The sequence below is a fragment of the Sphingobium sp. SCG-1 genome (assembly GCF_002953135.1).
Taxonomy (GTDB): domain Bacteria; phylum Pseudomonadota; class Alphaproteobacteria; order Sphingomonadales; family Sphingomonadaceae; genus Sphingobium.
The window spans coordinates 98,902-124,609 of record NZ_CP026373.1; the positions used below are offsets into that span (position 1 = coordinate 98,902).

29 protein-coding genes and 2 pseudogenes are annotated in these 25,708 nt (G+C 56.3%); 28 read left to right on the forward strand and 3 right to left on the reverse strand.

Going from position 1 to position 25,708, the window contains the following annotated elements:
- Positions 1-31: 31 nt before the first annotated feature.
- Complete coding sequence (locus C1T17_RS21095) at positions 32-268, reverse strand: hypothetical protein (RefSeq protein ID WP_189338635.1); 237 nt, start codon at positions 266-268, stop codon at positions 32-34.
- A 118-nt stretch (positions 269-386) separates the two neighbouring features.
- Here C1T17_RS21095 and C1T17_RS20210 point away from each other — a divergent pair, with 118 nt between their 5' ends.
- A complete protein-coding gene (locus tag C1T17_RS20210; RefSeq protein WP_104955460.1) occupies positions 387-938 on the forward strand; it encodes a hypothetical protein in 552 nt (183 codons plus the stop codon).
- 169 nt (positions 939-1,107) lie between these two features.
- Here C1T17_RS20210 and C1T17_RS20215 read toward each other — a convergent pair whose 3' ends face one another.
- Positions 1,108-1,299 (reverse strand): 2-hydroxymuconate tautomerase, encoded by a 192-nt coding sequence (locus C1T17_RS20215; RefSeq protein WP_104955461.1) that lies wholly within the window; start codon positions 1,297-1,299, stop codon positions 1,108-1,110.
- 75 nt (positions 1,300-1,374) lie between these two features.
- Positions 1,375-3,312 carry a sigma-54-dependent Fis family transcriptional regulator gene (locus C1T17_RS20220; RefSeq protein ID WP_223262989.1) on the reverse strand — a complete coding sequence of 646 codons (1,938 nt, stop codon included), beginning with the start codon at positions 3,310-3,312 and terminating at the stop codon, positions 1,375-1,377.
- 708 nt (positions 3,313-4,020) lie between these two features.
- Between C1T17_RS20220 and C1T17_RS20225 the strand changes: the two genes are divergently transcribed.
- The 27 genes and pseudogenes from C1T17_RS20225 to C1T17_RS20355 all read left to right on the forward strand — a co-directional run bounded on the left by C1T17_RS20225 (position 4,021) and on the right by C1T17_RS20355 (position 25,701).
- Positions 4,021-4,326, forward strand: a complete 306-nt coding sequence (locus tag C1T17_RS20225) for a phenol hydroxylase subunit (protein WP_104955462.1) — start codon at positions 4,021-4,023, stop codon at positions 4,324-4,326.
- The gene (locus tag C1T17_RS20230) at positions 4,323-5,333 is read left to right on the forward strand and encodes an aromatic/alkene monooxygenase hydroxylase subunit beta (protein WP_104955463.1); all 1,011 of its coding nucleotides are present in this window, start codon (positions 4,323-4,325) and stop codon (positions 5,331-5,333) included. Before C1T17_RS20225 ends, C1T17_RS20230 begins: the two co-directional genes overlap by 4 nt.
- Positions 5,333-5,605, forward strand: a complete 273-nt coding sequence (locus C1T17_RS20235; RefSeq protein ID WP_104955464.1) for an MmoB/DmpM family protein — start codon at positions 5,333-5,335, stop codon at positions 5,603-5,605. The genes C1T17_RS20230 and C1T17_RS20235 overlap by 1 nt, the downstream gene beginning before the upstream one ends.
- A 28-nt stretch (positions 5,606-5,633) precedes the next feature.
- A complete protein-coding gene (locus tag C1T17_RS20240) occupies positions 5,634-7,172 on the forward strand; it encodes an aromatic/alkene/methane monooxygenase hydroxylase/oxygenase subunit alpha (RefSeq protein WP_104955465.1) in 1,539 nt (512 codons plus the stop codon).
- Between the two features lie 37 nt (positions 7,173-7,209).
- Complete coding sequence (locus C1T17_RS20245; RefSeq protein ID WP_104955466.1) at positions 7,210-7,569, forward strand: phenol hydroxylase subunit P4; 360 nt, start codon at positions 7,210-7,212, stop codon at positions 7,567-7,569.
- A 17-nt stretch (positions 7,570-7,586) separates the two neighbouring features.
- On the forward strand, positions 7,587-8,648 hold the full coding sequence (locus tag C1T17_RS20250; protein ID WP_104955467.1) for an NADH:ubiquinone reductase (Na(+)-transporting) subunit F: 1,062 nt from the start codon (positions 7,587-7,589) through the stop codon (positions 8,646-8,648).
- A gap of 89 nt (positions 8,649-8,737) precedes the next feature.
- Complete coding sequence (locus C1T17_RS20255) at positions 8,738-8,974, forward strand: 2Fe-2S iron-sulfur cluster-binding protein (RefSeq protein ID WP_262982760.1); 237 nt, start codon at positions 8,738-8,740, stop codon at positions 8,972-8,974.
- 27 nt (positions 8,975-9,001) lie between these two features.
- A complete protein-coding gene (locus C1T17_RS20260; protein WP_104955469.1) occupies positions 9,002-9,925 on the forward strand; it encodes a catechol 2,3-dioxygenase in 924 nt (307 codons plus the stop codon).
- A gap of 57 nt (positions 9,926-9,982) precedes the next feature.
- The gene (locus C1T17_RS20265; protein WP_104955470.1) at positions 9,983-11,449 is read left to right on the forward strand and encodes a 2-hydroxymuconic semialdehyde dehydrogenase; all 1,467 of its coding nucleotides are present in this window, start codon (positions 9,983-9,985) and stop codon (positions 11,447-11,449) included.
- Positions 11,450-11,457: 8 nt separating this feature from the next.
- Positions 11,458-12,237 carry a 2-keto-4-pentenoate hydratase gene (locus C1T17_RS20270; protein WP_104955565.1) on the forward strand — a complete coding sequence of 260 codons (780 nt, stop codon included), beginning with the start codon at positions 11,458-11,460 and terminating at the stop codon, positions 12,235-12,237.
- 52 nt (positions 12,238-12,289) lie between these two features.
- The gene (locus C1T17_RS20275; RefSeq protein ID WP_104955471.1) at positions 12,290-13,051 is read left to right on the forward strand and encodes a 2-keto-4-pentenoate hydratase; all 762 of its coding nucleotides are present in this window, start codon (positions 12,290-12,292) and stop codon (positions 13,049-13,051) included.
- A gap of 128 nt (positions 13,052-13,179) precedes the next feature.
- Positions 13,180-13,632: a GlcG/HbpS family heme-binding protein gene (locus C1T17_RS20280; protein ID WP_104955472.1), complete on the forward strand. Its 453-nt coding sequence runs from the start codon at positions 13,180-13,182 to the stop codon at positions 13,630-13,632.
- 407 nt (positions 13,633-14,039) lie between these two features.
- Positions 14,040-14,423 (forward strand): IS66-like element accessory protein TnpA, encoded by a 384-nt coding sequence (gene tnpA / locus C1T17_RS20285; protein WP_104955473.1) that lies wholly within the window; start codon positions 14,040-14,042, stop codon positions 14,421-14,423.
- Positions 14,420-14,569: pseudogene (tnpB, locus tag C1T17_RS20290) on the forward strand (IS66 family insertion sequence element accessory protein TnpB); the annotation flags it as partial. The gene tnpA (C1T17_RS20285) and the pseudogene tnpB (C1T17_RS20290), both read left to right, overlap by 4 nt.
- A gap of 64 nt (positions 14,570-14,633) precedes the next feature.
- Positions 14,634-15,026 (forward strand): IS66-like element accessory protein TnpA, encoded by a 393-nt coding sequence (tnpA, locus tag C1T17_RS20295; RefSeq protein ID WP_088190067.1) that lies wholly within the window; start codon positions 14,634-14,636, stop codon positions 15,024-15,026.
- Positions 15,027-15,079: 53 nt separating this feature from the next.
- A complete protein-coding gene (tnpB, locus tag C1T17_RS20300) occupies positions 15,080-15,379 on the forward strand; it encodes an IS66 family insertion sequence element accessory protein TnpB (RefSeq protein WP_051093233.1) in 300 nt (99 codons plus the stop codon).
- Between the two features lie 67 nt (positions 15,380-15,446).
- Complete coding sequence (tnpC, locus tag C1T17_RS20305; protein ID WP_145959017.1) at positions 15,447-17,042, forward strand: IS66 family transposase; 1,596 nt, start codon at positions 15,447-15,449, stop codon at positions 17,040-17,042.
- On the forward strand, positions 17,039-17,632 hold the full coding sequence (locus tag C1T17_RS20310; RefSeq protein WP_223262641.1) for a plasmid pRiA4b ORF-3 family protein: 594 nt from the start codon (positions 17,039-17,041) through the stop codon (positions 17,630-17,632). The genes tnpC (C1T17_RS20305) and C1T17_RS20310 overlap by 4 nt, the downstream gene beginning before the upstream one ends.
- 10 nt (positions 17,633-17,642) lie before the next feature.
- Positions 17,643-17,885, forward strand: a pseudogene (gene tnpB, locus C1T17_RS20315) (IS66 family insertion sequence element accessory protein TnpB); the annotation flags it as partial.
- Positions 17,886-17,945: 60 nt separating this feature from the next.
- Positions 17,946-19,499, forward strand: a complete 1,554-nt coding sequence (tnpC, locus tag C1T17_RS20320; RefSeq protein WP_189338636.1) for an IS66 family transposase — start codon at positions 17,946-17,948, stop codon at positions 19,497-19,499.
- 500 nt (positions 19,500-19,999) lie between these two features.
- A complete protein-coding gene (locus tag C1T17_RS20325; protein ID WP_104955474.1) occupies positions 20,000-21,493 on the forward strand; it encodes a toluene monooxygenase in 1,494 nt (497 codons plus the stop codon).
- A gap of 59 nt (positions 21,494-21,552) precedes the next feature.
- Positions 21,553-21,813, forward strand: coding sequence for a toluene-4-monooxygenase system B family protein (locus C1T17_RS20330; protein ID WP_104955475.1), 261 nt, complete (start codon positions 21,553-21,555; stop codon positions 21,811-21,813).
- 13 nt (positions 21,814-21,826) lie between these two features.
- Positions 21,827-22,165 (forward strand): Rieske 2Fe-2S domain-containing protein, encoded by a 339-nt coding sequence (locus tag C1T17_RS20335; RefSeq protein ID WP_104955476.1) that lies wholly within the window; start codon positions 21,827-21,829, stop codon positions 22,163-22,165.
- 54 nt (positions 22,166-22,219) lie between these two features.
- On the forward strand, positions 22,220-22,525 hold the full coding sequence (locus tag C1T17_RS20340; RefSeq protein ID WP_104955477.1) for an MmoB/DmpM family protein: 306 nt from the start codon (positions 22,220-22,222) through the stop codon (positions 22,523-22,525).
- Between the two features lie 19 nt (positions 22,526-22,544).
- Complete coding sequence (locus C1T17_RS20345) at positions 22,545-23,543, forward strand: aromatic/alkene monooxygenase hydroxylase subunit beta (RefSeq protein WP_104955478.1); 999 nt, start codon at positions 22,545-22,547, stop codon at positions 23,541-23,543.
- A gap of 62 nt (positions 23,544-23,605) precedes the next feature.
- Complete coding sequence (locus C1T17_RS20350) at positions 23,606-24,625, forward strand: 2Fe-2S iron-sulfur cluster-binding protein (protein WP_223262968.1); 1,020 nt, start codon at positions 23,606-23,608, stop codon at positions 24,623-24,625.
- 14 nt (positions 24,626-24,639) lie between these two features.
- A complete protein-coding gene (locus C1T17_RS20355) occupies positions 24,640-25,701 on the forward strand; it encodes an alcohol dehydrogenase catalytic domain-containing protein (protein WP_104955479.1) in 1,062 nt (353 codons plus the stop codon).
- The last annotated feature ends 7 nt before the right edge of the window (positions 25,702-25,708 follow it).

The following is a 25,708-nucleotide window of genomic DNA, read 5'->3' on the forward strand; positions in this document are numbered from 1 at the left end:
GACAATAGTTGGTATAAGCCGATGACAGGGTTCATCGGAGATGGAGACCGACCAGCCAACGGATCGGCTCGTCGACGCGCTCGGCAGCAAAGGTGCCGAACACGCGCCTCGGACACCATAACGACGCCGCTAACGCCTGTAGCCAGGCCGCGCGTGGTGAGAGCCGCGGTGCGATCGCAACGACGATCGATTCACCGCTCGTGGCGTTGGTCAGGAAGCCAGCTAGAAACATTGCCGGATGACGTCCGTTCGTAGGAACGCGAGCCAAGTTTGGACTGTGTCACCAGTGTCACTTTACCCGGGCGGTAAAGTGACACTGGTGATTTTTGTTGAGCCGGATCATTTAGGGGGATTCACAGCGGAATCGCTTGTGCTAGATTCCTGCTATGTTCCACCAAGCCGAGCTCTTTGACCATATCAGACAGGCCCCGCTGGCTGTGGCGCCGCCGACCGTCGCGCTGCCAGATCTTGTCGAGCGCGTATCGCAGGTATCGAAACGTCCCAGATATGTGTTACTCATCCTCAACCTGATCGCGAAAGCCGCAGGAGAGAATGGCAGTCTCGGACCCTATGTGCGAAGCGAAGCCAACCAGGTTCCGGTACGCGACTGGCTATGCCAGGCACTGGCGCCGTTGGCCAATCGCGACTGTCGGCGCAAGGCCATGATTGCAGCGGTTCGGTCGCAGCTGATTGCAAAGGCTGAAACCTCGGAAAATGGGCGCGATCTGGCTCAGCAGCAAGATGAGGAGATCGAAGCACGCATCCTGCGATCCGGTCGGACGAACGTTAGCCGGGCGGTATCTGACCTTGTGCGCGCTGGATTGCTGCATCGCCATTATCAGGGGTTCCGCGTCGATCATCCCAATCGGGGCGCGCAGCGCGAAGCCGTCTATACGATCGCGCCGGATGTGCGGCTGGCGTTGGCAAGCGGCTACTGAGACGGAGGTAAATCATATCTCAATATCATCGAACATTGGCTTTCTAGCGCTCCTAGATGCGAGATTCGAAGAGGTGCGCAGATACACCGTCGGTTCGATTGCACTATCAAAATCCCGCCCATCTGAGGAGCTGCGATCGTATGCGCGGGAATTCTAACGACGCTACTGCCTAACGACCAAGAGCCTTTGCGGAGACGCCTGCGATACCCCAATTCTCCTTCGGAACCTCTTGAATCCAGACCCGCACATTCTCTTGCGGCGCTCCCACCGCATCTACAAGAGCTTGAGTTACTTTCTCAATGACGGCCTGCTTTTGATCTTCGGTGCGACCCTCCAGAATAAAAATTTGCGCAAACGGCATGTTAAATCTCCTGAACCATGTTAAGCGAAACAGCAACATAAAGGCTTTGCGAACCACCACTGTCTTGAGATAACCCTAGACTGAGTCGCTTTTCTCTCCCGAAAGCCGTTTGAGACGATATGCGTACTGAGGACGAGTAAGGCCAAGAATTCGGGCCCCTTCTGAAACGTTGCCATCGGCCTTACTTATCGCCCGTTCTAGCAAAAGGCTTTCGACGGTGTCCATGCTGGCGCGGGACTCGATCAAGCCGTCTACCAGTTCTTTCAGATCTAACATTCGATCTTTGGAGTTACCGGCAACATCTGTCCGGTTTCTTTCGAAGCGACCGTCCGCTGCCATCGACAACAATTCTGTATCCAAACGTTCGCCTGAGGTGAACAGGTGGCAGACGTCGATGCCCTCTCCCTCAGGGGCTAAGATCACACCGCGTTCGATCACGTTTTCAAGTTCTCGGACGTTGCCGGGCCAAGCATAGGAAAACATGGCACCAATAGCTCGTTGAGTGAATCCACTGTGCGATTTTCCATGCCGGACGTTAAACAAGTGTAGAAAATGCTCCATTAATGGAGAAATATCCGCTCGTCTTTCCCGCAAAGGCGGAATTGTTATCGGGAATACATTGAGCCGATAGAAAAGGTCTTGCCGAAATTCACCACTCGCTACACGCTGTCGAAGATCCTCGTTGGTCGCAGCTACTACCCGGACATCAATCCGTCTAGTTTTCGTATCTCCCACTCGCTCCACTTCGCGCTCCTGCAATACACGGAGCAACTTTCCCTGGGCTGGCAGTGACAACGTGCCAATTTCGTCAAGAAAAATTGTCCCACCATCAGCGCGCTCGAAACGCCCTGGCCTGTCCTCTGTTGCGCCCGTATATGCTCCCTTTACGACTCCAAACAGTTCTGCCTCAATAAGCTGCTCTGGTACGGCGGCACAATTGACAGCGATAAATGGACCTTTCGGACGAGAAGAAATCCGCTGCAAAGTTCTAGCAAAAACTTCCTTACCCACTCCGCTCTCGCCAAGCAGAAGTACGGAAGCGCTCGTAGGAGCGACCTTCTCAAGCATATGACAGACAAGGTTGAATCCAGCTGAGGCACCGACGAGATCGCGCGACGACGTGATCGCTGGCAGTCGCCCCTCGGCTGTTACCTTTTCTGCTGAGGCGTTGACCGGGCGCGGCGGCGGTTTGCCAGCATTGACGAACTTTTGCGGCTGCAAGTATCTTAAATCGTCGACTGCCTCCGGCCCCCACTCAGCAACTGGCTTACCAATGATCCGACAGGCCGAGTGGCCCGTTGCGCGACATTCTACTTCCCGATACGCAATGGGTCTACCGACAAAGGCGGACGTGTAACCCGATGCATATCCCAATTGTGTCCAGCAGGCGGCTTCGCTCGACACGCCGTAAGAATCAATGTGCACTTCGTCTTCCCAACTGTCGTGCCAAATGAACTCTGCAAAGAAACTACCGGTTTTGGCATCGGACATGACTGAAACTGGCTCAACACGGCCAACGCCCTCAAGTGCGTGCAGCTGTGGCCCGACAAGAAAGAACTCGTCAAAGGTGCTTTGCCCCCGGACCTTCACAGCCAGCTCCGCGTCCTGGGCGCCGGATGCATATCCGATTCTCATTAAAAGGGCTTTTGCAGCAGCCATTCCGATTGTAGTAACCAATTCCTCCCGGAGCGCGCGCATGGCCCGAGTGTGCATCAACACCATCCTATCGCCGCCCAGCCAAATATGTCCCGTCCCCGGCGAAAATCTCAGTTGCTCGGTTAGATCGTCAATGTTTGGCAGTTCGATGCCGGCTCTCAATGAGCCGTTACGAACAGCATGATCGCCGCAATTTTCATGCGAGGCGCCGTTAGGGTTATCAGCTGAAGCCATCACCTCTCCACCGCTGGCACATTCCAGCATTTCCCCAAATGGTATATAGGGATCGTGTGGAGTCAAGCTAAAAGTTAACCATTTGAGCAATTGCTCAGAACCTAGTCGGACCGTGTAGCGCAACGAGGCATCCCGAGAAAAGCGGGGCTCTTGGAGCAATCCGACGGGGCGTCACTGAGCGACCGCGACTCGCGGGATACGTATCGACAAGATGGCTCAGTAGAATGGCGGTTGTAAGATTTGGCAGTAACGCAACGGAGTTTGCAGGGCCAGCAAGGTACATTGAGCGTGGAGCACCAATCTTCTGCACTTTGCTGACATGGTCGGCAACGACGAACATTGCTTGAAGCTCGCGGCTCTCGTGTGCGCCGAACGTAAGATCGTCGCCATCACGCTCGATGTTCGCAATCGATCAGTGCGGGGGGCTCTGCGAAAGCAAGGCGAATTGACGAGGGACGGTGGAAACGATGCCTGGCTATGAGGCAATGTTTGGTCTTGGACTGGCCAAACCGCGCTCCGCCGTTGTGGCCGGAGCAGCGCGGCGGTTGCCCCGTCGCCTGGTGACACCGTCCGCAGTCCGACCGTCTGCAATCATCGATCTAATCGTCAAAATCGTTTGATCATCGCTTTCCGATTTGATGAAGAGTCTCGATTGTGACGAACACCGATGGCGCGTCATTTCACGACAGTGTCAATTATTTCTATGATATAACAGTAGCTTATGGAGTGCATTAGGTGCCGGCGATTTATGGCACGTCGTTTGCATAGGTTAGGCTGTGATAGTGGAAACGAGAAGGCGCGCAGATTGCCCTCGAACGCCTGGAGAGTTAGATGCCTCATGGGAATATAGAGCAGCCAAAGCCTCTGGACGTGACCGAGCGTTGGGCACAAGTCACCGGCGCGCATGGGCGCTTCGTCTTATTCAATTTCGTTGTGGCAGATCCCGATTTATCGGTAGACCTAATCCTGCCCTACAAAGCTTTCACTGAATTCTGCGCTACCAACCGAGCAGTTCTGACCGTTGAACCGGGAGCCGCTGCCCCGTTCGAGCGCCTGAAGTGGCTCTCCAAGGACGCGGATGGCGAGCGAACTCAGGCACGCAATGAATATACCGGACAAAAGAGGGTCTCCCGATGACTGTTGATATCAAGACAACGAGCGTGCAGCCACGCCGCAATACCTTTGCGCACATCGCGCGTCGGTTAGGAAGTGATAAGCCAGCTTCGCGCTATGAGGAAGCTACGTACGACATGCAGCCCAGCGCGAACTTCCACTATCGACCGACATGGGCCCCAGAGTTCGAAATCTTCGATCGCAGCCGGACCAAGGTTGTCATGGACGATTGGGACGCGTTGAAAGACCCGCGTCAATATTATTATGGAGCTTACACGATCGCTCGAGCCAGAATGATGGAGTCAACGGAAAAGAACTTTGCATTCGTTGATAAACGGCAAGCCTTTAACAAAATTGATGCCGACTGGCGCGCGCTACTTGAATTGTACATCGTCCCACTCAGGCACTTCGAGTGGGGCGCAAACATGAATAACTGCAACATCACCGACCTTGGTTATGGTGCAGCTATCACGCAGGCGACAATGTACGCCACAATGGATAGGCTCGGCAATGCTCAAGTTCTTAGCCGTATTGGGCTGCTTCTGGACAATCAGTCCGGGGAAAGTCTTACAAGGGCGAAGGCCGTGTGGATGGAACATCTCGCTTGGCAGCCTATTCGGCAAATGGTGGAAAATAGCCTCGTGCTCGACGACTGGTTCGAGCAGTTTATCGCGCAGAACTTCGTTTTCGATGTCCTCATGTACTCGCTTGTCTTCGGCGCTTTCGATGAAGAGGGGCAGAATAGGGGGGCCGCGGCCGTTTCTCTTCTTACGGAGTTTTTGACTGACTGGCATGACGAGACCACTCGATGGGTAGATTTTGTCATTACGCGGGTAGCCAAGGAGTCGCCAGCGAACGCCTCGAAAATCCGGGACTGGATTGTCGAATGGAAGGCTGTTGCATTGACGGCGTTGGAACCACTTGCGTGCGAAATACTGGGAGAGGGCAGTGTTGCAGCATTGGAGATTGCCGAACAAAAGCTCGACGCCCGCATGGCGAAGTTCGGTATCAGCGAAAGGGAAAGCGTATAATGGCCGGAAATGTGTCTATAACGCTGCAGAATACTGATGAGGGTCGGGCCATCATCGAAGCGATTTCATCCGATAATGAAGCTGCGACGGTTAACGTCTACCCTTCGATGACCAAGATTGACTGCCCTAACCGGCTAGTTGTTCGGCGCGAGTCGATCGAGATCAATATGGGCAGGGCGTTCGATCTGCAGGAACTCCAACTTAGCCTCGTAAGCCTCGCCGGTAACGTCGACGAAGACGACGATGAGTTCGTTCTGGCCTGGAATCGCTGAGCAGCCACAGTCAAATCGGAGAGTGATTATGAACGCTGAAACGAAAATCGAGCGCAAAGCCAAGAAGCTTGGTCTTAAGGAACGGTACGGCCATCTTACCCGTGGCCTGGGGTGGGAAACCACCTATCAGCCTATGGATAAAGTGTTTCCCTTTGCATCTTACGAGGGGATCAAAATCCACGACTGGGACGCCTTTGAAGACCCCTTCCGACTTACCATGGATGCATACTGGAAGTATCAAGCGGAGAAAGAAAGAAAGCTGTATGCAGTGATCGACAGCTTTGCTCAAAATAACGGGCAAATGAAGATCACGGATGCGCGTTACGTTAATGCGCTCAAGATTTTCCTTACCGGGGTCTCTCCGTTAGAATATCTCGCTCATCGCGGCTACGCCCATGTGGGTCGGCACTTTGTGGGAGCCGGGCCGCGTGTCGCTTGCCAGATGCAGGCGATCGATGAACTGCGCCACGCACAGACACAGATGCACACGATAAGTCATTACAATAAGTTCTTTGATGGTCTTCAAGACCCGCGCCACATGTTCGATCGTGTTTGGTACCTTTCGGTCCCGAAGAGCTTTTTCGAAGATGCCATGACGGCAGGACCATTCGAGTTCTTGACGGCGATCAGCTTTAGCTTCGAGTATGTTCTGACAAATCTGCTGTTTGTGCCATTTATGAGCGGTGCGGCATACAATGGAGACATGGCCACCGTCACATTCGGGTTCAGCGCCCAGTCTGACGAGAGCCGTCACATGACTTTGGGCCTGGAAATTATCAAGTTCATGCTTGAGCAAGATCCCGAGAATGTCCCGATCGTACAGCGCTGGATCGACAAGTGGTTCTGGCGTGGTTATCGTTTGCTGTCGATCGTCGCGATGATGATGGATTACATGCTTCCGAAGCGGGTTATGTCCTGGGCCGAGGCGTGGGGAATTTACTTCGAAGAGGCGGGTGGCGCCCTTTTTGAGGATCTTGCCCGATACGGCATCACCACTCCTAAGTATGCCGATGTCGCGTCGAAGGAAAAGGATCGTCTGACCCACGAAGTATGGTCCACGTTCTACAATTATACCCACGCGGCTGCTTTTCACACATGGATTCCAAATGATGACGAGCTTGATTGGTTGTCAGAGAAGTATCCAGAAACATTTGATCAGCTCTATCGACCACGCTTCGAGCATTGGCGCGCGCTCCAAGAGAAGGGTGAGCGATTCTACAACAACTCGCTGCCGCAGCTATGCAATGTCTGCCAAATTCCAATGGTATTCACGGAGCCTGACGATCCGACCAAGCTATGCTTGAGAAACTCCGAATATGAGGGCGACAAATATCACTTCTGTTCGGATGGGTGCAAAGATATTTTTGATTACGAGCCGAAGAAGTACATCCAGTCATGGCTGCCAGTACATCAGATTTACCAGGGCAATTGCGGTGGCAGTACGATGCCGGAAGTCCTGGACTGGTATGGTATCAAGAACGGCTCGGATAACCTCGATTACGAGGGATCTCCTGATCAAGCTGTCTGGAACGAATGGACCAAATCGGCACACAAAGCAGTCGGCTAAGCTCCACCTCAGTATTCTCGTCATGAAAGGGCGCCCAATGGCAGTCGCATCAATCGCGCACTACGAGTTTCCCGCGAAGGACCGGGTGGAAAACTTCCACGGCAATCAACTTGTCTACCTCCACTGGGAAGATCATCTTATGTTCTGCGCACCGGTGGCATTCCCGCTGCCGCCAACGATGAGCTTTCGAGGGATGATCGAGAATGTGCTAACCCCCGCTTATTCACCGCACCCTGATTTTGAAAAAATCGATTGGGCTGCTGTTCGTTGGACACTTGATGACGTCGTTGTTGAACCGGAGTGGGAAAGGAGTCTCGCTGAGAACAAGGTTGGGCATAAATCGCTGCTGAGATTTATTACCCCGGGCCTCGAAGGCATTGATGGCAAACATTTCTGAGAGAGCCGAAGCGAACCATGACGTATCAACTCACCATTGAGCCGCTAGGAGAGACCGTCGTTATCGAAGATGGACAAACCATCCTTGATGCGTGCCTGCGCAGTGGAATTTATCTGCCCTATCAATGCAATCATGGTCTTTGCAGCACTTGCAAGCTTTCGGTGATCGATGGCGAGGTCGATCATGGGGCTGCTTCGCCTTTCGCCCTGATGGATTATGAGCGCGAAGAAGGGCGAGCGCTGGCTTGCTGCGCAACGGCCATGAGTGATCTGACAATCGAGGCCGATGTGGAGGTCGATCCGGATGCACTCCATCTCGAGGTTCGCGATGTCGTTGGGACAGTTCGTAGATTTGCATCGCTTACGCCCGATATCCTAGGAATTTGGCTGGCAATTGACGGCGAAGGGATGCCATTTCAAGCAGGCCAATACGTCAACGTCGATATTCCAGGCTGCGCTGAACCCCGATCGTTTTCAATCGCGAGTTCGCCCGTCGATCCGAATTTGCTAGAACTTCATATTCGCAAGGTTCCTGGTGGGGTGGGGACGGAATGGTTGCATGCTAATGTTGTCGAGGGTCTTCGACTGCGGCTGACCGGACCCTTGGGAAGGTTTTTCGTCCGCGCCTCGTCAGCCGATCCTATCATATTTCTGGCGGGGGGATCCGGTTTGTCCAGTCCCAAGAGCATGTCGCTGGATCTGCTGGAAAAGGGATGGGAAGGGTCCATCACTTTGATTCATGGTGTCCGGACAGCGCAAGACCTGTACTTTGCCGACGAGTTCCGTTCACTCGAGAAAGATTACCCCAGCTTCAGATACGTGCCGGTCCTGTCGCAGGCGGCTGACGATGAAGTATGGGGCGGGTCGGTAGGTTTTGTGCATCAGGTTGCCGAGGAGCTTTTTGAAGGAAGCTTCAAAGGCCACAAGGCTTATCTCTGCGGTCCGCCACCGATGATCGATGCTTGCATCCGATCATTGATGAAGGGCAGGCTCTTCGAGAAAGATATCTTCACGGAAACCTTTTTAACAAAATCCGACGGGGAGAGTCTCGCGAAGAGCCCGCTCTTCAAGAAGATCTGATCATGTCGCGCGCACCAGACTCTTTTCTAATCGAAGTGCGCGGAGAGCCCGCGTTCTTGTGTCACAGCGATCAAAGGGTCCTCATCGCGATGGAGCGCGGTGGCGCATCAGTCATTCCGGTTGGTTGCCGACGGGGGGGCTGTGGCGCGTGTCGCGTACGTGTGATCGAGGGGGAATATGCGGTGGGGAAGATGAGTATTCGCTATGTGACTCAGGACGAAGCAAGCCGGGGCCTGGTGCTCGCGTGTTGCCTGCAGCCTGCCTCCGATCTCGTCCTTGAGCTGGCACCCAGCCCGCGATGTGCTTTTCAACCAGGCAGGGCATAACCCTGCAAGTGAAGATGGAGATGTTTGATGGCTCTCACCGGTGTTTTAAGGCCTGGCTTCGTGCAGGTGCGTGTCCTCGACTTGGAGGCCTCGATTGTTCACTATCGCGATCGGATAGGCCTGGATCTCGTGGAGATCGGCCATGACGGTCGTGCTTACCTCAAGGCGCCTGACGAGTTTGATCATCACAGCATAATATTGCGTGAGGCCGATGAGCCAGGAATGGACCTTATGGGCTTCAAGGTAGCCTCTGAGGATGTACTTGAGGCGCTGGGCCAGACGCTGTCCGAATCCGGAATTGCCATCGAAGAGATCGCTTCGGGAGAACAGCCTGGCCTTGGTCGGCGGTTGAGCTTCATCGCGCCGACTGGTCATCGGTTCGACCTGTTCGCGTCGATGGACCTGTCCGCGAAAGGACCCATGATCGAGAATCCGGACCTCTGGCACGATGAACCTCGGGGTATGAAGGCGCAGCGCTTCGATCATTGCCTCCTCTATGGGATTGATATCGACGCTACTGCTAAGCTTTTCACTGATCTCCTCGGTTTTAAGGTCGCCGAGAAAGCTGTGACGCCCGACGGCGACACGATTGCTATATTTCTTTCGTGTGGGATGAAGGCTCACGACCTAGCGCTCGTCCGGTTTGGTGAGGATGCCAAACTGCACCACGTCAGCTTTCGTCTCGAGAGTTGGAATGATATCGGCCACGCGGCGGATCTCATGACCCGTTATGACATGTCAGTAGATATCGGACCGACCAGGCATGGGATCACACGCGGGCAAACCATTTATTTCTTTGATCCTTCCGGCAATCGGAATGAGGTATTCGCGGGCGGCTATGATTTCTATCCGGATAATCCCGTTCGCCAATGGACTGCGGATCAGGCCGGAAAGGCAATATTCTATTACGAACGGGCGCTTAATGATCGGTTTATGACGGTCGTAACGTAATAACGAGCAAATAGAAGACTTGTCGATAGAGACCGTAGCGCTCCCTAGGAAATCTTGATGTCTAATAAAACACTACGTAACTTCATAAACGGGACCTTTGTCGACCACTCAGGCCAAAGCTGCTTTGATAATCGTAACCCTATTGATAACAGCCTTATCAGCAGGGTTGCTGAGGCCAGTGCAGCCGATGTGGACTCCGCGGTCGCAGCAGCGCGCGCGGGACTGCTTGGCCCTTGGGGAAAGATGTCCGTTGATGAACGCGCCGGGCTATTGCACCGAGTCGCGGACGGAGTGATCGCCCGCTTTGACGAATTTCTCGCGGCAGAGTGCGCCGATACTGGCAAACCCTACAGCCTTGCTCGACATATCGACATTCCCCGTGGCGCCGCCAACTTCAAGATATTCGCCGACCTTGTCAAAAATGTTGCAACGGAATCCTTCCAGATGGGCACGCCGGACGGAGCGGGCGCTATCAACTATGCGATCCGCAAGCCCCGCGGTGTGATCGGAGTCATATCTCCTTGGAACCTGCCTCTTTTGCTGATGACCTGGAAAGTCGGGCCAGCATTGGCCTGCGGTAATACCGTCATTGTCAAGCCGTCTGAGGAAACGCCGACAACAGCGAACCTCCTTGCTGAAGTGATGAATGAGGCCGGCATACCTGATGGCGTATACAACGTCCTCAACGGCTTTGGCCCGAATAGCGCCGGCGAATTTCTGACGCGCCATCATGGCGTCGATGCGGTGACGTTCACCGGAGAAACCCGTACTGGCGCTGCAATCATGAAAGCGGGAGCCGATCGCGTCAGACCTGTTAGCTTCGAGCTCGGAGGAAAGAATCCGGCCATTGTGTTTGCCGACTGCGATCTCGAGAAAGCCATCGAAGGAACTATGCGGTCGGTGTTCGCCAATTGTGGGCAGGTGTGTCTCGGAACCGAGCGCGTATTCGTCGAGCGGCAGATTTTTGATATTTTCGTCGAACGGCTACGCGCTGGCGCCGAGGCGCTCAGGCCGGGGGTCCCTAATGATCCAGATGCCAACATGGGTCCGTTGATCAGCCTCGAGCACCGCGACAAGGTTCTTTCCTATTATGAAAAAGCCAAAGCGCTCGGTGCGATCGTCGTGACCGGCGGCGGCGTACCCGATATGCCCAAAGCGCTGAGAGAAGGTGCGTGGGTCGAGCCGACAATCTGGACCGGTCTCGCGGACGATAGCATTATCATGCGGGAGGAGATTTTCGGTCCGTGTTGTCACATAAGCCCGTTCGACGATGAGAACGAGGTCGTCCGCCGGGCTAATGACACCGAATATGGTCTGGCTTGTTCGATTTGGACAGAGAATACCAGTCGAGCTCACCGCGTTGCTGGAAAAATGGATGTTGGCCTGGTTTGGGTCAATTCTTGGTTTTTACGTGATTTGCGCACCCCATTTGGCGGCTCGAAAATGTCCGGGATCGGCCGCGAAGGAGGTGTTCATAGCCTCGAGTTTTATACTGAGCTCACAAACATATGCGTGAAACTATGAGGGACGATATGGTCGACAGTAAAGCAATTGAGACTGCCGCCGGGGCACTGCGAGCCGCCTATGGCGGCGCTTTTATTGCGCCGCTTCGTGATAGTGTGGGAAGCAATGACCCAGCCGTTGCCTACGCTATTCAGGAGCACAATACGAAGCACTGGATATCGGAGGGGCGGCGGTTGGTCGGGCGCAAGATCGGTGCAACTTCGGTTGCCGTTCAGACAATGCTCGGGCTCGATCAGCCCGATTATGGCATGCTCTTTGCCGATATGGCTTTTTCCGATGGTGAGGAAATACCGGTCGCACGCGTTCAACAACCGAAAGTTGAAGGCGAAATTGCTTTTGCGATAGGGGAGGACCTGGACTCGGACCAGCTCAACATTGCAGACATAATAGGGGCAATCGACTACGCAGTTGCGGCGATCGAGATCGTTGGGAGCAGAATTGACAAATGGGACATAAAGATCCTCGATACGATAGCTGACAATGCAAGTGCCGGGCTGTATGTGCTTGGCTCGCAGCCACGCAGACTCTCGGAGTTCGATCCAATCCTGTGCGGTATGGTTATCGAACGTAATGGGGAGCCTATTTCAACCGGTGCCGGCATCGCCTGCCTCGGCAACCCTCTTACGGCTACCTTGTGGCTTGCTAAGAAGATGGTGGAAGTGGGGCGGCCTCTAAAAAAGGGTGACCTTGTTATGTCGGGTGCGCTGGGGCCGCTCGCACCCATAGCGGCGGGCGACAGCGTCGAGTTGAAGATCTCAGGGATAGGTAGCGTTCGGGCTCATTTCTGAGCCTCACAAAGCAACCCTCTCATGTTTCATATTCCTTTCGGAGCCCAAATTTATGGCATTAGATGAACTTGCGCGTACCGTCGACGATGCGTCGCGAACCGCGACCGAGATTCCGCAATTGGCAGAGACGCACGCGTTGTCCGTGGATGAAGCATATGCGATCCAGGCGTTGTCGATCCGTCGCAGGCTCGAAAGAGGTGAAAAACTCATTGGTATGAAAATGGGTCTGACCAGTCGGGCTAAGATGGTCCAGATGGGCGTTTCAGATGTCATATGGGGTCGCCTTACAGATGCAATGCGCGTGGAAGACGGGGATAGCATCGAATTTAAAAAATTCGTTCATCCTCGCGTTGAGCCTGAGATTGCGTTTCTGCTGAAGAAGCCTCTGGAGGGAAGGGTAACACTTCTCGAAGCAATGAACGCAGTGGAAGCTGTAGCGCCAGCAATGGAAATTATCGACAGTCGTTATAAAAACTTCAAGTTCAGCCTGCCTGACGTGATTGCTGACAACTCGAGCAGCTCGGCTTTCGTGCTGGGAACGTGGAATAGTCCATCGATCGATACGGGAAATCTTGGCATGGTCATGCAAATTGGTGGAAGACCCATTCAGATCGGTTCGTCCGCCGCGATCCTGGGTCATCCCGGACGGAGTCTTGCTGCAGCGTCGAGGCTCGTTGCAGCCGCTGGTTTGAGGCTCGAAGCAGGTTGGATAATCATGGCTGGAGGCGCAACAGCCGCTGAAAAACTTTTGCCTGGAATGTCGGTGCGCCTTGATGTCGAGAAGCTGGGCCGAACCGCATTCAACGTTGTGTAACTTCCAAATCGAGCGGCCCTATTATGAGCAGAGCCGATTGAGTCTTGTCGACAGTTCGAGTTGGAGTGAGGCAGGGAACGCGTCCCGGTCCAGACATCGGGCTCAGCACACATTATCGAAGGCACAAAATGGCAGTAGATCGTGATGCCGAGACAATGTTTAGTCCGTCGGCTAAACTTGCCGCACGGCTCGTACTGGCGGCTGTAGAACATGGTGCTTCTATCGGTGTCTTTGTCGCCGCTAGCGTCTGCGATACTACGGGCCGTCCGGTCGCTGCGCTCATGCATCCAAAAGCACCGACTGAATGCGCCGCCATTGCAAGAGATAAAGCGGCCGTTTCAGCGGGGTTCCGCACAAGCACAGACAATCTGTTTGAAGAAATTGCCGGCAACGAGGCTCTCAAGATCGGCTTGGCGACGAGGAGGGGGTTTGCATTATTCGGTGGGGGCTCCCCCATTACTCTGGCAGGCGACATCATAGGTGGGCTGGGGGTTTCTGGAGGCTCCGAGGAACAAGACACAGAGTGCTTACAGTTTGCACTCAAAACGACAGAATTCATTGGCAAATCGCCCGTACTTTGACCTCATCTGAGGCTACGACGACGTCGACGTCATAGCAGTACCAGGGCTGTGCCAGCCGCACAGTGAAGGGCCGGCATGCTCAACGCCCGGAAAATTCAATGGGGCTAATGTCGAGCAATGCGAACAGCGCGCTGCACGTTCTGTGCGCATGGAGCATCTGGTCTCTGCCAAACGTCAGCTAATATATCAGACCCGCTGATGAGCCTAAGGCTTCGGTGCAGTGTAGGTTTGGAGCAACACATGAATTCTCTGTTAGCTCGCGCGTTCGGGTGTAAGCGAGGTCTGACGGCCGCCTTGCGCGGCGCCCATTCGGGGGGATGATTGCCGCTCTTTGAGCGGGGTGGCCGATGTCGGATGAGATTGAGGATTCAGGGAGTGGTGCAGCGACTACTCATACGAGCGGTCGTATGAGTAGTCGGATAGAGATCGTTAGCCGTGTGTCAGGTCGGCGGCGGTGGACGGTAGAGCAGAAGCTAGCCGTGCTGCGGGATGCATTCGGCCCGGAGGGCTGCGTGCGCACGGCCTGTGAACGCCATGATGTCGGCAGCGGCTCGATCTACACTTGGCGGCGCCAGGCGATGTCCGGTGAGCTTGCCGGGGTTCGCAAGTTGGCCGAGCCGGCATTTGCCGAGGTCCAGATCAGCGAGCCGCTTGCCTTGCCGGCCCCACAGGTTGCGACGCGCAGCGACAGTGCGATCGGGATTGAGCTGCCGTCGGGCGTCAGGGTGACGGTGGATGCCACGGTGGATGCCGATGCCCTGTCACGGGTGATCGGTATCCTGACACGATGATCCCGTTGCCGCCATCGACGCGGATATTCCTGGCCTGCGGCGCGACGGACATGCGTAAGGGATTCGATGGCCTGGCGGTGATGACGCAGCAGGTTCTGGAGCAAAGCCCGCATTCCGGTGCGCTGTTCGCCTTCCGTAAGCGCCGACGGAACGTGGCCTTGTCGGCATCACCGAAATAGGAAAGCTCGCAGCCTTTAAGGAGGCGGGAGCATGGACAGTGAGCAGTCAAACGAGCCTCGTATGAGCGGTCGCGGGGATGGCGGAGCGCTTGTACAGGTGGAGCGGCGTCGGAACTGGAGCGACGAGGAGAAGCTGGCGATCCTGAAGGAGACGACGGTGCCGGGCGTTGTCATATCGGCCGTAGCGCGGCGGCATGGGATAGGCACGGGTCAGCTGTACACTTGGCGCAAGCAACTGCTCCGCGGAGCGATGGCAGGCTTCGTGCCTGTCGAACTGGCAGCATCATCGCCGTCGGCCAAAGCCCGAGAAGCTGGGCGGATCGAGGTTCGAGGGCGGTGCGGCCTGACGGTGTCGGTGGATGGCGAAGTTGATCGGGCCGCCCTGAAACAGGTGCTCGATGTCTTGCGGGAGCTGGATCATTGAGCCTGGCGCTCCCGCCTTCGACGAAGATCTACCTGTCCCTGCCACCGTGCGACATGCGCAAGGGGTTTGACGGGCTGTCAGCGCAGGTGCGCAATATTCTTCAGCTCGATCCCTTCTCGGGGGCGGTGTTCCTGTTCCGCGGGAAGAGGGGCGACAGGCTGAAGGCCTTGGTCTGGGACGGCTCAGGGCTATGCCTGTATGCGAAGCGTCTTGAGCGCGGAAAGTTTGTTTGGCCACGTGCCCATGAGGGTGCGCTGCGGCTGTCGGCAGCCCAGCTTGCGATGTTGCTCGAAGGCCTGAACTGGAAGCAGGCGATCGTCCACGACGAGGTCATCACGCCGAGCCTCGCATAGTGAAAAAGATCAGGAAAACCGCCATTTTATGTAGGCTTTGCCGTCGGCTTCCGCTATTATCGGCGTCATGCGGTTCGCCCTTGATCGCCTTCCCACAGACCCAGTTCTCCTGCAGAAAATGCTGCTGGAGATGGCCGATGTAATGGAGCAGGAACGGGCCGAACTGACGGCGGCGCAAGCCACGGTCAAAGCCCAGACCTTGCGGATCGAAAAGCTCGAGCATCGTGTCGCGCGGCTGCTGCGCGTCCAGTTCGGCCGCAGCTCCGAGAAAATGGATATCGCCCAGCTGCGGCTGATGCTCGAGGAGGTCGAGGCACCGGAACCCGCCAACGATGAGGTGCCGGCGCCGCCTGTGGCGAAATCGGCTCGCAAACCCGGCGGCCGCGTTCCGCTTCCTGCGCACTTCCCGCGTCAGACATTCGATCATCAGCCCAGCCCGTGCAGTGGCGGTTGTAACGGACCCTCAGTCCAGATCGACGAGGCCGTCACTGAGGTTCTCGATTATGTCCCGGCGCGCTTCCGCGTCATCCGCCATGTCCGGCCCAGGCTGGTGTGCCGGTCCTGCGAGCAAATCCGCCAGGCGCCCGCTGTCGATCTGCCCCTGCCCAAGGTGATGGCGAGCAGCGCCTTGCTGGCTCACCTTATCGTCAATCGCTTTGTCGATCATCAGCCCTGGCACCGGCAGTCGGTGATCTTCCGACGGGTGGGGCTTCATATCGATCGGGATGTGATGAGCCGTTGGGCACGGAAACTGGCATGGCTGCTGGCGCCACTGGGCGAGCGACTGTTCGCCTATATCCGGGAAGCCGCCAAGATCCACGGTGACGACACGCCGGTCACCTTGCTGGGCAATGGCGACGGCAGTCGGACCGGGCACTTCTGGGTATATCTGCGTGATGACCGCTCAAGCGGCGACATGAGCCCGCCCGCGGTAGTCTTCCGCTTCAGCGCCGATCGTGGCGGAGCGCATCCGGCGGAACATCTCGCCGGCTATCAGGGGTATCTCCAGGCAGACGGCTTTGCCGGGTACAACGCACTTTACCGTGACCCCAAGACCAAGGCGCCCAAGGATATCGTCGAAGTGGGATGCTGGAGCCACGCGCGCCGGAAATTTACCGACATCTTGGACAAGAGCCCGTCACCGATCGCGGCGGAGGCGGTTGTGCGGATCGCCGAGCTCTTCGCCATCGAGCGCGACATCAAGGGCGCGCCACCCGATGAGCGACGACGCATCCGCCAGATCAAGGCCGTGCCGAAGCTGGAGGCGCTGCGCGTCTGGCTCGAAACCCAGAACCGAGGCCTGTCGTCTGACAGCAATCTGGCGCGTGCGTGTCGCTATCCGCTTAACCGCTGGCAGGCCATGATCCGTTACTGCGATGATGGTCGGCTCGAAATCAGCAACAATCTGGTGGAAAATGCCCTGCGCGGTGTCGCGCTCGGGCGCCGGAACTGGATGTTCGTCGGCTCCATGAAGGGGGGAGAGGCCGCCGCGCTCTTCTACGCCCTGGCCGGTACATGCCGGCTCAACGGCGTCGAGCCCGAGGCGTGGTTCACTGACGTCATTGAGCGCATCGGCAACCACCCGATCAATCGGATCGATGACTTTTTGCCGTGGAAATGGCAGGCATCAAGGCTGACCAACGATCTGGAGAAGGCTGCGTGAGCAACGGCACTGTCGTGCGGATGAAGATTACGCTGGACGATGTCACGCCGGCCGTCAGCCGAACGCTGGAGGTGCCGCTCAATATCCGGCTCGACCGTCTGCACACCATTATCCAGACCGCCTTCTCCTGGACGGACTCTCACCTGTGGGAAATGAGCTTCGAACAGACCGGCTTTGGCATCCCTGATCCTGAATATGGCTTCGACGGACCGCTCGACGCCCGTAAGGTCACTCTCGCCCAGGTCCTGGCGGATACGAGGCGCAAGACCTTCCGATATCTCTATGACTTTGGCGATGCCTGGGAGCATAGCGTCAAGATCGAGCGCATCAGCCCGGCCAGCCCGCACCTGACATATCCGCTCATCCTCGATGCAGTAGGCATGCGGCCGCCAGAGGACTGTGGCGGTCCATGGGGTTACGCCGAAAAGCTCGAAGCGCTCGGCGACCCACATCATGAATATTACGAAGAGGCGCTGGACACCCTCGGCGACGACCATGATCCTAACGCCAAGCCCGATATCCCCCTGATAGAGGCAAGGCTGGAAGCGCTCGCGAAAAAATGGGCGCCACGGACACGCCGAAAAGCCTGACAGCCCGTGTCAACGACCCCTTCCCTCGGCGCTTACCGCCTTCCGGGGTAAGCGCGGCGATCTGGTGAAGCTGCTCTGGTATGACGGTCAGGGCATGTGCCTGTTCTCCAAGCGGATGGACCGTGGCCGGTTCGTGTGGCCATCGACCAAGACCGGGTCGGTGGTGATGACCGCGGCCCAGCTTTCCATGCTGTTGGAGGGCATAGATTGGCGGCGGCCGGAGCGCACATTCACTCCATCATTGGCAGGATAAAACGCCCAGTTTCCGGTACTTTTGCTGGCCTTCGAGTGTCCGATCTGCTATAGGATCGCGGTGTCGGACGCAGGCCTTTCCACCCCTGACAAAGATGCTCGGATCGCCGAGCTTGAAGCTGCATTGGTGGCCGCCCGTGCCGATATTTTCGCCCGCGACATCCTGATCGACACGCTGCGTGTGCAGATCGCGCGCCTCAAGCGGATGCAGTTCGGCAAGTCGTCCGAGAAGCTCGACACGCAGATCGCACAGCTGGAGCTGGCGCTCGAAGAACTCGAAGGCGAAGCCATTGCCGCCGCTGCGCGTCGGGCCGATCCGGTAGAAGCCGATCGGCCATCGCCTGTTCGGGCGCTCCCGGCACATCTGCCGCGCGAGGAACAGCGGATCGAGCCAGCGCAGGGCAACTGCACCTGCCCCGACTGCGGTGGCGCGCTGCGGCCGCTGGGACAGGACAGCGACGAGATGCTCGATGCCGTGCCCGTGCAATGGCGCGTCGTTCGGACCATTCGCCCCAAGTATAGCTGCCGGTCCTGCGAGAAGATCGTGCAGGCGCCCGCGCCGGTAAAGGCCATTGCCCGCGGCAAGGCCACCTTCGGCACGCTGGCCCATGTCGTTGTCTCCAAGTTCGACCATCATCTGCCGCTCTACCGCCAGGCCGAGATGATGGCGGCGCAAGGCATCGAGATCGACCGCTCGACGCTGGCAGGCTGGGTCGGCCAGGCATCCGCGCTGCTCGATCCGATCGTCAGCCGTATCCGCGAAGTCGGCCTGACGGCGTCCAAGATCCATACCGACGACACGCCGGTCCCCATACTCGATCCGGGTCGTGGCAGGACCGCAACTGGCCGGCTCTGGGCCTATGCCGTTGATGATCGCGGCTCGGGCGCCACCACGCCACCGCTGGTCTGGTACGAGTTCACAACCGATCGCACCGGCACGCATCCCCAGCGGCAACTCGCCAGCTTCACCGGCTATCTCCAGGCCGACGGCTATGCCGGCTATGACAAGCTTTACGATACCAACCGCGTCACCGAGGTTGCATGCTGGGCACATTTTCGCCGCAAGATCTTCGACATCCACGCCACCAAGCCCACGCCGCTCACCACCGACCTGCTCGCGCGTATCGGTCAACTTTATGAGATCGAAGCCGAGGTTCGCGGCCAACAACCCGATATCCGACGACGAAGCAGGGAGGACCGCACCAAGCCATTGATCGACGCGCTACGCCAGGCACTCGACGACGCCCTGCGCCGCCTCTCGCCCAAGTCCGAGATGGCCAAGGCGATCGCCTATGGCCGTAAACGCTGGATCGCGTTGACGCGCTTTCTCGATGATGGACGTCTGGAAATCGATAACAACATAGCCGAGCGCGCCATGCGCTGCGTGGCGCTGGGTCGCAAAAACTGGTTGTTCGCAGGCTCAAAGGCAGGCGGCGATCGGGCCGCTGCCATCTATTCCGTCATCGAGAGCGCCAAACTCAATGGCCTCGAACCACAGGCCTATATCGCCGACGTCATCGCCAGGATCGCTGGCAACTGGCCTGCTGCCCGCTGGGATGAACTCATGCCGTGGAACTGGCGGCCCGATCAGCAACCGATCGCCGCAGCCGCCTGATCTGCGGTCTCCAGCCCACGCTTACGTTCGGGTCAGCGCTCACGTGATTGCTAGATATTTCATCCTGCGGATTCTGGCATCGCGGCTGATGCCTTCTCCAGTTCATCAAATGGCAACGCGCGACGTTCCGGCTTTAATCATCTGACCGAACGCGCTAACGTCGAGGTCGTCAGTCTTCAACGGAATAGCAGAGAATTATGGCGCATTCTCATCGGGTTGCAATCAACGTGTGACGGCACGCCATGTTGGCACAGTCCGTGCATGAGACGAACGCAAGCGCGTTTCACCCTGACAGCAGAACAGGGACCAGGATTGAGGATAGCGATGAGTCAGGCCGTTCGAACTGAACAATTGGAATTTAGCAGCTTCGGCCGAGCACGATTCTGCCTTCGCCCAAATTCATGGAAATCTTTCTGTCAGGCCATTTTCACGCGCTTTGCGATTACCTCTCGTAAGAAGCGGCACGAAGTTCCTTCGTTCACATAATAGGAGTGAGATGAATGAGTAAATTGGCACAAAAGGACTATTACGACCTCACGCGCGCGACAAACTGGACACCGAAATATGTGAGCGAGGACGTACTCTTCCCCGAGGCTATGACAGGTGCTCGAGGTATTCCGCTTGAGAAGTGGGAGAGCTACGATGAGCCCTACAAGGTTACCTATCACGATTACGTGAACACACAGCGTGAGAAGGATGCCGGCGCCTATTCCGTCAAGGCCGCACTTGAGCGTGCAAACTTTGTCGCAACTGCCGATCCTGGCTGGATCAGCACGCTTCAGGCGCATTACGGCGCAATCGCGGTTCCTGAATATGCAGCAGCGACGGCCGAAGCGCGCATGGCGCGCTTTTCTAAGGCACCGGGGAACCGGAATATGGCGACTTTCGGGATGATGGACGAGACCCGTCATGGGCAAATCCAGTTGTTCTTCCCGCACGAGCACACAAAGCGTGGCCGCCAATGGGACTGGGCGCATCGCGCGATGCATACCAACGAGTGGGCTGCAATCGCCGCGCGGCATTTCTTTGATGACATCATGATGACTCGCGATGCTCTCAGTGTTTCAATTATGCTCACATTCGCCTTCGAAACCGGCTTCACCAATATGCAGTTTCTTGGTCTTGCTGCCGACGCAGCGGAAGCCGGCGATCATACTTTTGCCAGCCTGATCTCAAGCATCCAGACGGACGAGGCAAGGCATGCGCAGCAGGGCGGGCCTGCGCTAAAGATCCTACTCGAGAACGGCAAAAAGGCAGATGCTCAGAAGATGATCGATGTCGCATTCTGGCGTTCGTGGAAGCTATTCAGTGTGCTTACGGGTCCGATGATGGACTATTACACGCCCCTTGAACACCGCAAGCAGTCGTTCAAGGAGTTCATGCAAGAGTGGATTATCGGCCAATTCGAACGGCAGATCACCGACCTTGGTCTTGATACCCCGTGGTACTGGGATGAGTTTCTCCGCGCGCTTGATGAAACGCACCACGCGATGCATATGGGCGTTTGGTATTGGCGCCCCACAGTCTGGTGGAACCCAGCGGCAGGTGTCGCTCCAGATCAGCGTGACTGGCTCGAGGACAAGTATCCCGGCTGGAACGACTCTTTCGGCAAATGCTGGGACGTGATCACGGACAACGTCCGAAAGGGCCGAATGGATCTGACGGGTCCAGCCACCCTCCCGATGATTTGCAACATGTGCAATCTGCCGCTTGTCGGCGCACCTGGTAACGCGTGGAACGTGAAAGACTATCCGCTCGTCCATGAGGGCCGCCTTTATCACTTCGGTTCGGAGGGAGACCGCTGGTGCTTCCAGCAAGATCCTAACCGGTACAAAGGCCATATGAGCTTCATCGATCGGTTCCTGGCCGGCAAGGTCCAGCCCGCAGACCTAAATGGAGGCTTGGCTTACATGGGCCTGCGACCGGGCGAGATGGGTGACGACGCCCATGGTTATGCTTGGGCGCTGCAGGAAATGAGCATCGCGGCGGAATGATCGACAGTGTCGGCATCGTAATGGCGATGCCGACACTCCTACGGAGAAGGATATCTTGAATGGCAATGTTTCCACTTGGTTCAAATTTCGAGGGTGATTTCGTCATCCAGCTCGTAGCTGTCGATGACGAGGCAACCATGGATGAGGTGGCAGCTGCGTGTGCCGAACATTCGGTTGATCGCCGTGTTCAACAACAGCCTGGCAAAGTGTTGCGTGTGCGCCAGCATACAACTGGCACGGTTTTCCCGCGCGCGATGCGTTTAAAGGACGCTGGCTTGCTGCCGACCGAAACCATCGACGTCATCTTCTCCGACGTGTGAGAAGGGAAGGCTGATGACATTTGAAAAAGTCTGCTCTCTCGACGACGTTTGGGAAGGCGAAATGGAAGCCTTTGAAACCTCGGACGGCAGCGAAATCCTCATCGTCTGCTTGCCTGGAGGAACGATCAAGGCGTTCCAGGGGATTTGTCCGCATCAGGAAATTGCTCTGGTCGAAGGCACGTTCAATAATGGCGTTCTGACGTGTCGTGCCCATCTGTGGCAATTTGACGCGCATACCGGACAAGGCCTGAACCCCACTGATTGCCGCATATCTGAGTATCCGGTCAAGGTGGATGGCGATGACGTTTATGTGGATGCCGACGGTGTCACGCCTTGCAAGGCCCATACTTAGACGATCGAATGTAAGACGGCTTGATAACAGCCCGATCAGGGGAGGAAATAGGATATGACTGCTGTTACAGAGACTAAGAACAACCGGGTGGGGCCCGTCATTCGAGCCGGTGATGTGGCCAAAGCCGCTCAAGAGGCGATAGAGATCGACAATCCAGGCAAAGAGATCTTCATCGACGATCGCGGCGTCTACATTCGTATTGAGTGTGATCAAGAGTGTCTTCTTACTCAGGCAACCATGGAAGAGGTGCTCGGCCGCAAGTTTGAAGTACGGGAGCTTGAGATAAACCTTACGTCTTTCTCAGGGCAAATTGATGTCTCGCAGGAACGCGTCCGATTTTACCTGACGAAGACATATTAGGACATAAAGGAAGATATTTATGGCAAGTGCTCCACCCGAGGTTCTGAAACCCCTCAAGACATGGTCTCATTTAGCGGAACGTCGCAAGCGGCCTTCTGAATATGAAATCGTGTCTACCAATCTCCATTACCGCCAGAACAATCCTGAGAGCCCATGGGAGCTCGATCCTAATATCCACATGAACGAATGGTACCGAACATATTGCAATTCTAGCCCTCTCAAACATACGAACTGGGATGAGTTTCGGGATCCTGACACTCTAATCTATCGTACATACAATATCCTCCAAGACGGCCAGGAGCAGTATGTAGGCGGTTTGCTGGATCAGTTTAGCGATAGAGAGCACGACAAGAGCTTGGATGCCGACTGGGTAAGAACGCTCTCACAGCTCTATGCGCCGGCCCGATATCTTTTCCACACCCTTCAAATGTCGTCGGCCTATCTTATGCAGATCGCCCCTTCGAGCACTATATCGAACTGCGCGATTTTTCAGGCCGCGGATTCGCTGCGCTGGCTCACCCATACAGCATATCGTACGCGTGAATTGGCGAACGAATACCCACAGGCGGGATTTGGCGTCGCCGAACGATCGTTGTGGGAAGAGGACCCTGCATGGCAGGGTTTGCGCGAGATGATGGAGCGCGTTCTGGTAACCTGGGATTGGGCAGAGCATTTCGTCGCGCTCAATCTGGTAGCCAAGCCTGCTATTGAGGAGCTCATGTTTGGGGCGCTCACGAAGGCCGCCACCGACGCTGGCGACACCCTCTACAGCCTTCTGTCTCAGGCCCAAATGCGCGATGCTGAGCGTCACCGCAGGTGGTCTACCGCTCTGGTCGCTTTTACAACCTCAGAACCTGAAAATGGTTCGCGGATTTCAGAGTGGATCACGAAATGGATGCCCATGGCAACGGCTGCGATCGACGCCTTTGCAGCGGGACTACCGGACGACGCTGAAGTTGCTGCTTTAGCAAAGAGCCGAGTGCAGCAGTTCCACAACAGTCTGAATCTGCAAGATTAAAGCCACGGTCCCTCGCGGCCATAAGCCGCGGGGGCACCGACGCTCAAGATTAGGGGTAGGCAGTGGCCGGCGGTCAAATCACAATCAAGGAAACCGGCGAACGCTTTCTTCAAAGTCATGTCGACGGCTCGATCTTGCGGGCGGCGCTGCGAGCCGGGATAGGGTTTCCCTATGAGTGCAGTTCTGGCGGCTGTGGTAGTTGTCGATTTAAGCCAGTTGAAGGCGACTTTTCGGATCTCTCGTTGGATCCGGGCGGCTTAAGCGAGCGTGACAAGCGAAAGGGGTTCCGTCTTGCGTGTCAAAGCAGTGCGGTCGGGGACGTCACGATCAGCGTCACAACGCGGCGGGAGTTCGAACCGAAGCACCGCTTCAACAGATTCGCGGCGCGACTGACGGCGCTCCGGGATCTCACACCAGACATGCGCGAGTTTACGTTTGTTGGACCCAAGGCCGCAATGTTCCTTCCGGGACAATATGCTATTCTTGAAGGACCGGCCAACCAGACCCGGTGCTACTCGATGAGCAATTTACCCAACGATCAGGGTAACTGGCAATTCATCATCAAGCGGGTGGTCACCGGCGAGTTTTCAAACTGGCTGTTTGGACTTGAAATCGGCGAGGCCCTTACGATTGATGGGCCTGTAGGCTTGGCACATATTGTCGAAGCATCGCAACGAGATGTCATATGTATCGCAGGTGGATCAGGCCTTGCCCCAATAATCTCCATCGCTCGCGCGCTCGCGTCTGACCCCGCTCATGCAGCAAAGCAAATCCATATATTTTACGGAGGACGCACGCCTGCTGATCTTTGCGGGGAAGGGCATCTTAACGAGTTTCCTTGCTGGGGCGAGCGACTTCGCTTCCATTCTGTCGTCTCTGACCAAGCAGCAGCGGACGCGGCCGGCTGGACCGGAGAGACCGGATTCGTCCACGAAAGCGTGATCAGACAATTTGGCGAGAAGGTAAAGGATCATGAGATCTATTTCGCTGGTCCACCGCCCATGGCGACGGCGTTGCAGTCCGCGCTGATGCTCGAAATGAAGGTCCCGTTTGAGCAAATCCACTTCGACCGGTTCTTTTAAGGAGGGTTCGCTTCATGAAGTCTGCAGTTTACCATGGTCCGCACGATATACGATGCGAAGAGGTCAAGGCGCCTAGCTTGAATGAGGATCATCAGATGCTGGTCGAAGTATCTGCAACCTCGATCTGCGGGTCCGATTTGCATATATATCGGGGCACGCTGGACGCGATCATGGAGAAAGGCAGATCGACCACGGGGCATGAACTTATTGGGATCGTTGCTGAGACCGGCTCGGCCGTATCTAAATTTAAACGTGGCGATCGTATTACAATCGCCTATTCAGCGTCGTGCGGCGACTGTTACATGTGCCATGTCGGCCAGACGGCGCATTGTGAGACCACCAAAAAGGCGGTTTACGGGTTTGGCGTCCCGTTCGGAGATCTCAATGGTACGCATGCCGAAGCATTGATCGTGCCATACGCGGATGCTCACGCAATGCACGTACCGGAAGCAATATCAGACGCTGCTGCGCTCACCTTGTCATGCAACCTGCCGTCCGCGATGATTGCCGCGCGTCTCGCCGCAATTGAGCCAGGTGAGAATGTGGCGGTCATCGGCTGCGGCCCAACCGGGCTTATGGCATTGGACCTCGCGCTCGGCCAGCGGCCTGGAACGGTGGTTGTGTTTGATAAGGTTGAGCATCGCCTGGCCTTGGCCGGAGCCAAGGGCGCGATCATTATCAATGTCGACGAAGAGGGTTGGCTCGAGCGTGCGTTGGCAGAAACGGGGAGTCGCGGGTTCGACAAGGTGATCGAAGTGGTCGGTACGAAGGACTCACTGGACGCCGCCCTCGCACTGGTAAGACCTGGCGGCACCATTGCTGCGATCGGAGTTTTCTGCGACCCGGAGTTCGCTCTCAACACCGCTGATGTATTTCTGCGAGACATAAGTCTTCACATGAACGGATTTGCAAACGTTCAACCAGCAATGTGGGAAGGACTTCGGTTGCTCGAAAGAGGCGGGTTGCAGCCTGAAGCTTACTTCAGCCATGAGTTTAGGCTCGCAGACATTGGAACGGCATTTTCTACGTTTAACGACAAGGCTGATGGCGCCATGAAAATGCTTATTCGGCCCTAGTGCTATA